Origin of the sequence: Simiduia sp. 21SJ11W-1 (assembly GCF_024138675.1) — a bacterium.
Taxonomy (GTDB): Bacteria; Pseudomonadota; Gammaproteobacteria; order Pseudomonadales; family Cellvibrionaceae; genus Simiduia.
This window is the reverse complement of record NZ_CP090959.1, coordinates 3,877,870-3,888,948: the sequence shown is the minus strand read 5'-3', so window position 1 is coordinate 3,888,948 and position 11,079 is coordinate 3,877,870. Positions and strand designations below refer to the sequence as shown.

At 56.1% G+C, this 11,079-nt stretch carries 11 protein-coding genes; all 11 read left to right on the top strand.

Features of this window, described 5'->3' with window-relative positions; genetic code table 11:
- The 11 genes from gspN to L1F30_RS17140 all read left to right on the top strand — a co-directional run bounded on the left by gspN (position 1) and on the right by L1F30_RS17140 (position 11,037).
- A complete protein-coding gene (gspN, locus tag L1F30_RS17190; RefSeq protein ID WP_253358062.1) occupies positions 1 to 798 on the top strand; it encodes a type II secretion system protein N in 798 nt (265 codons plus the stop codon).
- Entirely contained in the window at positions 795 to 1,784 is a 990-nt protein-coding gene (locus L1F30_RS17185) for an FAD:protein FMN transferase (RefSeq protein WP_253358061.1), read from the top strand. Before gspN ends, L1F30_RS17185 begins: the two co-directional genes overlap by 4 nt.
- A 252-nt stretch (positions 1,785 to 2,036) precedes the next feature.
- The gene (locus tag L1F30_RS17180; protein WP_253361857.1) at positions 2,037 to 2,495 is read left to right on the top strand and encodes an AraC family transcriptional regulator; all 459 of its coding nucleotides are present in this window, start codon (positions 2,037 to 2,039) and stop codon (positions 2,493 to 2,495) included.
- A gap of 2 nt (positions 2,496 to 2,497) precedes the next feature.
- A complete protein-coding gene (locus L1F30_RS17175; protein WP_253358060.1) occupies positions 2,498 to 4,375 on the top strand; it encodes a lipopolysaccharide assembly protein LapB in 1,878 nt (625 codons plus the stop codon).
- Positions 4,375 to 7,269 (top strand): tetratricopeptide repeat protein, encoded by a 2,895-nt coding sequence (locus L1F30_RS17170; protein ID WP_253358059.1) that lies wholly within the window; start codon positions 4,375 to 4,377, stop codon positions 7,267 to 7,269. The genes L1F30_RS17175 and L1F30_RS17170 overlap by 1 nt, the downstream gene beginning before the upstream one ends.
- Complete coding sequence (locus L1F30_RS17165; RefSeq protein ID WP_253358058.1) at positions 7,256 to 7,963, top strand: tetratricopeptide repeat protein; 708 nt, start codon at positions 7,256 to 7,258, stop codon at positions 7,961 to 7,963. The genes L1F30_RS17170 and L1F30_RS17165 overlap by 14 nt, the downstream gene beginning before the upstream one ends.
- Positions 7,963 to 8,256 (top strand): hypothetical protein, encoded by a 294-nt coding sequence (locus L1F30_RS17160; protein ID WP_253358057.1) that lies wholly within the window; start codon positions 7,963 to 7,965, stop codon positions 8,254 to 8,256. Before L1F30_RS17165 ends, L1F30_RS17160 begins: the two co-directional genes overlap by 1 nt.
- Positions 8,257 to 8,279: 23 nt before the next feature.
- Positions 8,280 to 8,951 carry a MotA/TolQ/ExbB proton channel family protein gene (locus tag L1F30_RS17155; RefSeq protein WP_253358056.1) on the top strand — a complete coding sequence of 224 codons (672 nt, stop codon included), beginning with the start codon at positions 8,280 to 8,282 and terminating at the stop codon, positions 8,949 to 8,951.
- Between the two features lie 58 nt (positions 8,952 to 9,009).
- Entirely contained in the window at positions 9,010 to 9,561 is a 552-nt protein-coding gene (locus L1F30_RS17150; RefSeq protein ID WP_253358055.1) for a biopolymer transporter ExbD, read from the top strand.
- A complete protein-coding gene (locus L1F30_RS17145; RefSeq protein ID WP_253358054.1) occupies positions 9,558 to 10,076 on the top strand; it encodes a biopolymer transporter ExbD in 519 nt (172 codons plus the stop codon). Before L1F30_RS17150 ends, L1F30_RS17145 begins: the two co-directional genes overlap by 4 nt.
- A 10-nt stretch (positions 10,077 to 10,086) precedes the next feature.
- Positions 10,087 to 11,037 carry an AgmX/PglI C-terminal domain-containing protein gene (locus tag L1F30_RS17140; RefSeq protein WP_253358053.1) on the top strand — a complete coding sequence of 317 codons (951 nt, stop codon included), beginning with the start codon at positions 10,087 to 10,089 and terminating at the stop codon, positions 11,035 to 11,037.
- The last annotated feature ends 42 nt before the right edge of the window (positions 11,038 to 11,079 follow it).

Genomic DNA, 11,079 nt, shown 5'->3' with positions numbered 1-11,079 from the left:
ATGAGTAGTGAACCCAAACACCCCCTGAGCTATTGGCGCTGGAGCTTGGCTGGCCTGTGCCTGCTGCTGGCGTGGATCATTTCAATGGCGCCGGCAAGCCTTATGGCCAATGCTGCCGCCGCCGGCGGCCTGCAGCTGCAAGGCGTGACCGGCAGTTTCTGGGCGGGCTCGGCAGAATCTGCCCGCCTGCAATTGGCGCCTTATCGCGGGCGGCAGCTGGTGTTTGATCTGGGCGAGCTGGATTGGTCACTTAAGCCCTCAGCTCTCTTGGGTATGCGCGCCTGTGCGCAGTTGCAGTCGTCTCTCAACGCCCAACAAATTACCGGCCGCGTGTGCCAGGGCCTGACAGGCGGCACCGAATTTAACGATATCCGGGTGAATTTGCCCGCCAATTTCCTAAGCCTTGTGGCCCCGGTGGATGCCACCGGCCAGCTGATGCTGGCCATTGATGAGTTACAGCTGGTGGGTAACCGCATCGAGGCCGTGCAGGGTTCCGGGCGCATCAATCAATTGGCGGTGGAAATGGACGGCCGCTGGCTGCAATTTGGCAACATGGATTTACAGCTTGAGGGTGCCGGCGGCGGCCCCTTCAGCGCCTCGGTGATCAGCGAAGATCAGGCCATTCAGTGGCGCGCCCAATCGGGCGCGTTAAACCTGGGCCGCGCGGGCCTGGAGGCCAACCTCACCACCCGGTTGAAGCTCTCTGACTCCTATCGGGCCCAGTGGGGCACGGGGCTCTCGGTGCTGGGCTTCGAGCGTCAGAACGATGAATTTCTAATGGAGCTCAAGCTGCCGTGAGGGTACGGGCTAAAGCTGTGCGCTGGTTGGCGTTGATATTGTGCCTGCCCTGTTTGACACAGGCCGAGTGGCACTACGAGCGCGCGGCCATCATGGGCACAGAAATCACCGTCTACCTTTGGCATGAACAACCGGCCGAGGCCCGCCTTGCCGCGCTTGAAGTGCTGGCCGAAATGCGCCGCATTGATCAGTGGTTAAGCCCCTGGATTGAAAGTTCGGAGCTTAGCAAGCTCAATGCCGAAGCCGCCCGCGCGCCGGTGGCGGTTACTCCAGAGCTGATGCAGCTGCTGGCCAAATCCCTCTACTACGGCCAATTGAGCGACGGTGCCTTTGACATCACCTTTGCCTCTGTGGGGTTCAAATACGATTACCGCGCAGGCATACAGCCAGATGAAAAAGAGCGCAAGCGCCTGTTGCCGGCGGTGAATTACCAATCCATTGCGCTGGACCAAAAGGCCGGTACCGTGGCGTTCAAACACCCGGACCTGCGCATAGACCTGGGTGGTATCGCCAAGGGCTACGCGGTAGATCGCGCCATTGATCTGCTGCGCGCGCGCGGCATTGCCCACGCCAGTGTCAGTGCTGGCGGCGACAGCCGCATGCTGGGCGACAAGCGCGGCCGGCCCTGGATTGTGGGCGTAAAAAACCCCCGCCAAGAGGATGCACTGGCGCTGCGCCTGCCGCTGGCGGATGTGGCCCTTTCCACCTCGGGTGATTACGAGCGCTACTTTATCGACGAGCAGGGCCGGCGCGTGCACCACATCATCAACCCACGCACCGGTGAATCCAGCGAGGGTGTGATGAGCGTGACGGTTATGGGCCCCAAAGGCTTTGATACCGACCCGCTTTCTACTACCGTATTTGTGCTGGGCGTGGCCCGGGGGCTCGCGCTTATCGAGCGGCTGCCTCAATATGACGCCATTGTGATAGATGCCGCGGGCAAGGTGCATTTCAGCAGTGGCTTGCAACCGCCGGACGGCAAATAGCTGCCCGTGCTTCTTTTCACCGGGTTGGGTGAGTAGAATCGGCCTTTTGTGGCCTGCGGCAAAGTAAAGGCACGCAACTGCCCCTAAACTGTGGTTTGTTTTTGTCTCTGCGATTTGTGCAGGCCCATCCCGCCCGCAGCCAGCTCAGAAAACGCAAAAAATGATTTACGCGCCAATAATTTAGAAAGGAAAGATTCCATGCTTAATCGGACGGGTTGGCTGGCAACCGCATTGTGCTGTTTGACCTTCGCCATGCAGGCTCCGGCTCAAGAGGCCAGTGATGTAGAGGCCCTGAAGCAGCGGGTGCTAGAACTCAACCGCGACCTGTTAATCCTTGAAGAGGAATTACTCTACCCGGCCAGTAGCCAGGTGAGTGTGTTTCTCTCTATGGATGTGGGCAAATTCTTCCGCCTGGATTCGGTAAAGCTGCTGATTGACGGCGAATTGGTGGCCAGCCATCTCTACACAGAGCAACAGCTCGATGCCCTGTATCGCGGTGGCGTACAGCGCTTGTACATGGGCAACTTAAAAACCGGCGAGCATGAAGTGAGTGCTGTATTCGTAGGCCAGGGCCCGGATGGGCGCGACTACAAGCGCGGTGCGCGGCTCACCATCGATAAAGAAGACGATCCAAAAGTATTGGAAGTTCGCATTAACGACTCCACGGCGCGCATGCAGCCCGACTTTGATATCAAGGAATGGGATAACTGATTGTGAAGGTTGGTGGGGTTAAAACCTTTGCCCGGCTGTTGTGTGGCTGGGCAATTTTCGGGTGTGCCAGTTGGGCTTTTGCCGACGACGACGCGCTGCCAAGTTCCGTGGCGGATTTGCGCTATGGCGTTACCTTGTATGAGTACTACCAACAAAATTATTTTGCAGCCCTCAGTGAGTTGATGGTGGCCGATGCCCGTGGCGGTATACAGGGCCATAAAGACAACCCGCAAATTATTGCCGGTGCCATTGGCCTGGCCTTCGGTATGGAAGAGCGCGCAGGCGCGGCCTTCAGTGAATTACTCACCGAAAACAAACCGCTCAATGTGCGCGATACCGCCTGGTTTTACCTGGGCAAGCTGCAATACCAGCAGGGCGATTGGGCCGGTGCCGGAGAAAGTTTTAACAACATTTCCGCAGAAATCGACAGCCGACTGGCGCGCGAGTTGGCGGCCATGCGCCTGCAAATTTTGCTACGCAACGAAGACTACAAAGAAGCCAAAATATTATTTAGCCAACTGCCCGACATGGGCCGCTGGCACGAGCTTGTAAACTACAATCTGGGCGTGGCGCTCGGGCGTCAGGGCGAAGCCGTGCAGGCATTGGGCTACTTGCAAGCCGCCACCGAAACGCCCTTGCGCGAACACCCCATGCACCAAAAAGTGCAACGCGCATTGCGTGATCGCGCCCACACAGCCATCGGTTACATTCACATTCAGCAAGGTGAATACCAAAAGGCGGTAGATGCCTTTAACGCCGTGCGCTTAACCGGCCCCTATTCAGACCGAGCACTCTTGGGCCTGGGTTGGGCGTGGGCTGCGCAAGATAAATACGAACAGGCCCTGGCGCCCTGGCAAAAACTGAACGAAGGCTCGCTGCAACAAACCAGCGTGCTTGAATCCCTATTGGCCGTGCCCTTTGCCTACGAAAAAATCGGCGCCGATGTAGCAGCCCTGGATGCCTACGAAGGTGCGGAACACATCTTTGCCAAAGAGCTTGAAAAAATTCAGGCACTGCGGGCAGAGCTTGAAGGCGGCTACCTGCTAGACGTTATTCGCCAGGGCACAGCCCAGGGCAACCAAAGCTGGTTTGCGCTGGACCCTGCCGTGTCGCTAAAACCCGAGCTTGCCTATTTATCTGAAATTTTTGCCCAAAACGATTTTCAATCGCGCGTGCAAGCGGTGCGCGATTTGTTGTTCATGCAAAACAATCTGGCCCAGTGGCAACAAAAGCAGGATGTCTACGCCGATCTGCTGGTGCAGCGCGGCCGAGCGCGGGCTGAAAAAGTGGCTGCCATGCAGGCCTCAGGCAAAATGCAGTTAGAGGCAAGCCTGCGTGAACAGGCGCGCACTATCCGCGGCTGGCTGATGCAAGTGGAAAAAAACCGCGACTATTTAGCGCTCGTTACCGATGAAGACATGCTCGACCAAATGGCTTGGGTGGCATCGGCCAAGGCATCGGTTGAGGCACTAGAGGCCAGCGGTGAATCCGCCGACTGGGAGCGCCAGCAACTGGAATTTTACCAAGGCGTACTCTTGTGGAATGCCCAAGAGCAATTTTCCAGTAATCTGTGGGCGCAAAAATCCGCGTTAAACGAACTTGAAACCGCGCTTGATGAGCTGGGGCGCGCGGGCGTTTCGCTGCAAAAAGCTATCGACGAGGCGCCGGAAATCCTGCCTTACCAGGAGCGGATGTCGGCGCTCGATCAACGCCTGGCCGCTGAAATTGTGGCCATAGACAGCCAGCTGTTAAAAGAGGAGCGGGCGCTTCAGAACCAGGTGATGGCCGCGTTAAACGCCCAGCAAGTTCGCATTAAAAACTATCTTGCGCGCACGCGGTTAAGTGTGGCGCGCCTGTACGATGAACGGTTGAAGCAGTAATGGCAGCGCAACGATTAACACGGCGGCCACTGGCCTTAGCCATCACCTTCACAAGCCTGATTGCGCTCTCGGGTTGTAGCTTTTTTGCCGATGATCCCCTGGTGGATGACAGCCCTAAACTCGCCGCCCTTGAGCCTGCACGGGTGCCTGAGGTTAAACCTCTTGTGGCTGATACCGAGTTATTGGCCGTGCAGCAACGCTACCAGCGCGCCCTGGATGTAGCGGAAGACGAGCGCATTAAGCGCGACATCTACGAGCGACTGGCCGAGCTCAGCATGTTGCGCGCCGAACAAAAATTGCTGGAAGGCACCGAAGATCCGGCGCCGTATTTCCGTGAAGTGATCACCCAATATGAGGCGCTCTTGGCAGTGCCCATGGATGAACACTATGATCCGGCTACCCGCCAAGAGGCCATCTACCAGTTGGCCAAAGCCCATGCGCTGATGGGCAATACCGAAGCGTCCGACACAGTGCTCACCCAGCTGACCGAGCATCACCCGGAAGGCGATTTTGTGGCAGAGGCGCAATTTCGGCGCGCTGAATCCGCCTTCAGTGCCGGCGATTATGTGGCCGCTGCCAATCACTACCAATCGGTAATTGATGCAGGCCCTGCCACGCCTTACTACCTGAACGCCACCTACATGCACGGTTGGGCCATGTTCAAACGTGGCTGGTATCCGCAATCGCTCGATTCGTTCACCTCTGTGTTAGATAAGCTTTTGCCGGCCGGTAGCAAGGCCCAGGAGTTGTCATCTTCCAACCAGAATTTGTTAAACGATTCACTGCGCATTATGGCCGTTACCTTTTCCTACCTGGACGGTGCCGATACCATCGAGCAAACCTATGTGGATATTGGCAAGCGCCACTATCACCACATGCTCTATGAATCGCTTGGGCAGTTGTATCTGGAAAAAGAGCGCTACCGCGACAGCGCAGATACCTACGGCCACTATGTGGCAAACAATCCCCTTGACGAACACTCGCCGAATTTTTCTGTGCGCCAGATAGAGGTGTACGGGCAGGGCAATTTCCCGTCGCTGATTTTGCCGGCCAAAGAAGACTATGTGCGCAACTACGGCTTCACCAGTAGCTACTGGGCAGATTTATCCGACACCGAGCGCGAGCCCATTCGCAAACACCTGCACAGCTTTCTGGATGAGTTGGCAAGTTACGAGCATGCCAGTGCCCAACAAGCCCAGGCGGATATTGAAAAATTAAAGCCCGCCGAGCGCGCCAAAGCGTTGCCGGAACTGGAAGCCAAACGCGCTGGTCACTATGCCCAGGCTGCACTCTGGTACTCGGAATTTATCAGCACCTTCCCCGAAGACGCGAAAACGCCAGAAATGGCCTTCTTGATGGGCGAGGCGCTGTTTGAGGCCGACAAACTCGAAGCCGCCTTCGCCGCCTTTGAAAAAGTGGCCTACCAATACAAAGATGCCACCCGCGGCCCCGAGGCCGGCTACAGTGCGATTTTATCGGCAACAAAAATTGGCGAGCGCGATACACTCAACGAACAAGATCGCATCGCCTGGCAAGACCTGAAAATCGCAAGCTCCCTGCGTTTTGCCCAAAGTTTCCCAACCGATACACGTGCCGCCGCCGTGCTCACCCAAGCGGCCAATGAACTGTTGGCCCAGGGCAAACCGCAAGATGCCATAGCCGCGGCTGTGCAGGTTACCCAATGGCAGCCCGAGCCTGATGCAGAATTACGTAAAACCGCGTGGTTGGTTTTGGCGCAAAGTTATTACGATACCGAGCAATACGAATCGGCCGAGTATGCCTACAACCAGGTGTTAACTTTCTTGCCCGCGCGCGACCCCATGCGTGAAGACATCAAAACCCGCATTGCCGCAAGCGTATACAAACGTTCCGAGCAACTCATTGCCGCCGGTAGCATGGCGCTGGCGGTGGAGCAGTTAATTCGCGTGCAGTCGCTTGCGCCCGACAGCGACATTGCCATCAGCGCACAGTACGACGCCGCCAGCTATTTAATTGAATTAAAACGTTGGGAAGAAGCCGAGCAACTGCTGGTGGATTTCCGCAGCCGCTACCCCAACCATTCGCTCACCGCCAGCATCACGCCCAAAATGGTGTTGATTTACGAGCAGAGTGAAAACTGGTCGGCCGCAGCAGAGGAGCTGCTAAAGCAGGCGCGCAACAGCCAAGACCCGGCACTGCAGCAACAGTCGCTCTACATTGCCGCTGAATACTACGAGCGCGATGGCAATACCGAAAACGCCATCAATTTCTACCGCGAGTATGCGCACAACTACCCGGAGCCCTTTAACCAAAATCTGGAGGCGCAATACAAATTAAGCGAGTTGTACCTGGCCCAGGGCAATATTCAAAACCGTGACTACTGGCTGCGCAAAATCATTGAAACCGATCGCACGGCTGGCGATCAACGCACCGATCGCTCCATTACTTTGGCGGCCATGGCCACCAGTGTGCGCGCCGATGATTTTTACAAATCCTTTGAAAGCATCGCGTTGAACCTGCCCCTGAAGCAATCGCTCGCGAAAAAGAAAAAAGCGCTACAAGACACCCTCGATATGTACCAGGCACTGCTCAAATACGGTGTGGCCGAATACACCACCCAGGCCAGCCATCGCATTGGCGCCATCTACGCCCAGCTGAGCCGCGATTTAATGGATTCACAGCGCCCGCGGGGGCTGGATGAACTGGAACTTGAGCAGTATGAAATTCTGCTTGAAGAACAGGCCTTCCCCTTTGAAGAGCAGGCCATTGAAATTTTTGAAGCCAACGCCCAGCGCGCCTGGAGTGGCACCTACGACGAGTGGGTAAAACACAGTTTTGCAGAATTGGCGCGCCTGTTGCCGGCACGCTATCGCAAGCAGGAAGCGGTTTTGGAGTACAGCGATGTCTTGCATTAAATCCTGCGCGGGCGCGCTCTTTGCGCTGGCGCTACTGGCCGGTTGCGCCACCAGCCCCGAGGCGCCGGAGCGCGCAGACCCAGAGCCCGATTTAAACCAGCCCCTAGACCCGGCCGCAGATGCCCCGCGCGTACCCGTGCCCAACCCTTATGCCGCCCAGCCCGAGCCAAACGATCCGGCCACGCGCGCGCTGTTGGACAAAGCCAACGCCGCCATGGCGGCAAAAGCCTGGGGTAAAGCCGAGCCCTTATTGCTGCAAGCCATCGAGCAATCTGGCGGTTACTCAGGTGTTTACTACAATCTGGGCCGGGTTTATTACGAGCTAAACCGCAAAGAAGAAGCCCTGGCGCAGTTTCAAAACGCCGTGGCCATGAACGACAAGAATATTTACGCCTACAATGCCTTGGCGTTGATTAAGCGCGAGCAGGGCGATTTTGCCGCGGCGGAAACCGCCTACCGGCAGGCCCTAGCGGTGTGGCCGGATCACGCCAACAGCCATAAAAACCTTGGCATACTTTACGATTTGTATATGGGCCGCTTAGCAGATGCACTTAGCCATTACCGCAACTATCAGGCGCTACAGCCCGAGCCGGACCGTTTGGTAAACGCCTGGATTGTGGATCTGGAACGCCGCATGCCGGCCCCGGCGGATGCTACGCCCGCCGAGCCCGCGGCCACCGAGGAGGGTGAATAATGCGCCACTTGTTAGCTTTTGTTGCTGCCACCTTAGCATTTGCGACGCCCGGTTTTGCGCTGGCTCAGGAAGTGAGCCTGGGTACCACCGTTACCGGTAACCAGGAGCAACCCAAAGTGTTGTATATCATCCCCTGGCAAAACGCCGAGCGCAGTGAAACCCTGCAAGGCAATATGGATTCAGCACTTTCCGATGTATTCAAGCTCGTAGACCACAACGAACTGCGGCGCGAGATCGACGCCATCGAAACACTTTTACCCAATACCCAAAGTCCAACTATTGTTGAACACTGATCTGCACAACCGAGGAACCACCTATGGATTTCATCAACACCATCGTTCGCTTTTTTCAAGAAGGCGGGCCTTTCATGTACCCCATTTCCTTAGTGTTGGTGGTGGGCCTGGCCATCGCCTGTGAGCGCTGGTTGTTTTTAACCCACGCCAAGATCAGTAACCGCCGCGCCTTTGATCGCATCTTGCCGCTGCTCTCTAAAGGCGAGTACAAAAAAGTGGTTGCCATGGGCAACCAGGACGATGCGCCAGTGGCGCGCATGGTTGCCGCCGGTGTTGCGCGCATGGCGGAATCCCAGCGCCGTGACGACATCGAGCTGGCCATGGAAGAGGGCGTGATGGAGGCAGTGCCACGCCTTGAAAAGCGCACCCCCTATTTGGCCACTCTGGCCAACATCGCCACACTTTTGGGCCTGTTGGGTACCATTATCGGTTTGATTGCCGCCTTTACCGCGGTTGCCAACGCAGACCCAACCGAAAAAGCCACACTGCTTTCGCAGTCTATTTCGGTGGCCATGAACACCACAGCCTTCGGTTTGATTGCCGCCATTCCGCTGTTGTTGTTGCACGCCATGCTGCAAACCAAAACCACTGAAATTGTAGACAGCCTGGAAATGGCGGGCGTGAAATGTTTGAACCTGATGGCCAGTGCGCGGGCTGTGTTAACCAAAACCCGCACGCAAGACGCGTCTCAGTAACGGCTTTGGCGGTAGCCCGCTGAGCCACAACACTGAACACTGACAAAAAGGTTTACACATGAGACACAAACACAGACACAAGCCGGAGGCCGAGCTCGACATTACGTCGTTCATGAACCTCATGATTGTGCTGGTACCTGTTTTGCTGCTCTCCATGGTGTTTTCGCACATCACCGTTCTGGATTTAAAACTGCCCGATCTGGCCGCAGATGCCTCAGCCTCACAAGATGAACCCGACCAGTACACCCTGGAAGTGGTAATTCACCCGGAAGGCTTTGTGGTTAATCAGCCGGCTGGCCGCAAACTGCGCGCCATTCCCAAGCTGGAAACCGGCGAGCAGGATTACCAGACGCTGTCTGACATATTGCAGGCCGTAAAAGCGCGCCTGGCAGAGCTAGACAAAGACAAGCGAGACATAGTGGTACTGTCGCAAAAAGATACTGAATACCAAACGCTGGTTTCCGTAATGGATACCGTGCGCTCCTATAAAGCGGTGGTTGCCGCCAACGAGGTAGATGCCGAGCTGTTCCCCGATGTGTCCTTGGGCGATGCACCTGGCAACATCACCTTTGACGGTGCGCCTGCAACAAGCGGGGGGGCTGCACAATGAAGCAATCGCTACGCGCCAAGCGCATGGCCAAACATCACAAGCGCTTGAAGAACCAGTCTAAGTTGAACCTGGTTTCACTAATGGATATTTTCACCATTTTGGTGTTTTTCCTGTTGGTGAACTCTTCGGATGTAGAGGTTCTGCAATCAGACAAATCCATTACGCTGCCAACCTCCAGCGCCGAAACCATGCCGGAAACCACGGTAGTGGTGCGGGTAAACGCCACCGATCTATTGGTGGGCGGGCGCCCCGTGGCAAAGGTGTCTGAGGTCATGGCGCAATCGGGCAACAGTATTCCGGCACTGGCCAAGGAGCTTAATTTCCTGAGCGCCAACGCTCGCCCGCTGAGCCTTGAGGAGCAACAACAAGGGCGCGCTGTCACCATCATGGGCGACAAGGCCATTCCCTATACGCTGCTCAAAAAAGTGATGGCCACCTGCGCTGAAAACGAATACCGCAACATCTCACTGGCTGTATCTAAGGCCGGTAAAGATGATGCGGAAACGGAAACATAAGGCGGGGATTATGCAAGCAAAACGACAGGCAATCATACCGCCCAGTTTGCTCTTGCCCTGGTCTTCACTGGAGCACGACAACGAGCGCTACAAGAAAATTTTGATCGCGCTGTGTATCGCGTTTTTGATTTTCGGCATCATTATTCCTTTGATTAAGGTGCCTGAAATTACCCGCGAAAAGGCCGCAGAACTGCCGCCGCAGCTGGCCAAAATTATTTTGGAAAAAAAGGTGCCGCCACCACCACCACCTAAACCCAAAGAGCCGGAAAAGCCCAAGGAAGAGCCTAAGGAAAAACCCAAGGAAGAGCCCAAGCCCAAAGAAAAGCCCAAGGAAGTGGAGCCGCCTAAACCTGATGTGGCCAAAGCCCGTGAAAAGGCTGCCACATCAGGCTTGCTGCAGTTCCAGGATGATCTGATGGACATGCGCGAGGCCTTGGATGCCTCAGACGTGGCCAGTGCCAACATCACGCGTGGCGCGGCAGAGGCTGAAAAACTGGATCGCTCCATGATCACCAGTGGCGCCAAAACCACGTCTGGCGGCATCAGTAACGCGGCCGTTAGCCGTGATACCGGTGGCGTGGCATTGAGTGGCCGTGAAACCACCAAGGTGGATTCCAAGCTCGCCGCCGGTGGCACCGAGGTTAAGGCAAGCAAAAACACCCGCGATGTGTCTGGCCGCAGCGAAGAAGAAATTCGCCGCGTAATGGACAAAAACAAAGCGGCTATTTTTGCCATCTACAACCGTGCCCTGCGTAAAAATCCAACGCTGGAAGGCAAGGTTGTGGTGAAAATGGTGATTGAGCCCAACGGTTCGGTAAGTGCAGCGACACTCGTTTCGAGCGACCTGAACGACCCGGATCTGGAAAGCAAGATATTGTCGCGCTTGAAGCTTATTCGCTTCGGGCAAGCCAATGTTTCACAAACCTCGCTCAATTACTCCTTCGACTTCCTGCCCTATTAAACGGGCAGGTTAGTTGCGTTGACGAAAGGCCGGTTTACCGGC

Coding starts and splice junctions, on each gene's coding strand:
- gspN (WP_253358062.1), top strand. CDS start 1: ATGAGTAGTGAACCCAAACACCCCCTGAGCTATTGGCGCTGGAGCTTG.
- L1F30_RS17180 (WP_253361857.1), top strand. CDS start 2,037: ATGCAGGCTCCGGCTCAAGAGGCCAGTGATGTAGAGGCCCTGAAGCAG.
- L1F30_RS17170 (WP_253358059.1), top strand. CDS start 4,375: ATGGCAGCGCAACGATTAACACGGCGGCCACTGGCCTTAGCCATCACC.
- L1F30_RS17165 (WP_253358058.1), top strand. CDS start 7,256: ATGTCTTGCATTAAATCCTGCGCGGGCGCGCTCTTTGCGCTGGCGCTA.
- L1F30_RS17160 (WP_253358057.1), top strand. CDS start 7,963: ATGCGCCACTTGTTAGCTTTTGTTGCTGCCACCTTAGCATTTGCGACG.
- L1F30_RS17155 (WP_253358056.1), top strand. CDS start 8,280: ATGGATTTCATCAACACCATCGTTCGCTTTTTTCAAGAAGGCGGGCCT.
- L1F30_RS17150 (WP_253358055.1), top strand. CDS start 9,010: ATGAGACACAAACACAGACACAAGCCGGAGGCCGAGCTCGACATTACG.
- L1F30_RS17145 (WP_253358054.1), top strand. CDS start 9,558: ATGAAGCAATCGCTACGCGCCAAGCGCATGGCCAAACATCACAAGCGC.
- L1F30_RS17140 (WP_253358053.1), top strand. CDS start 10,087: ATGCAAGCAAAACGACAGGCAATCATACCGCCCAGTTTGCTCTTGCCC.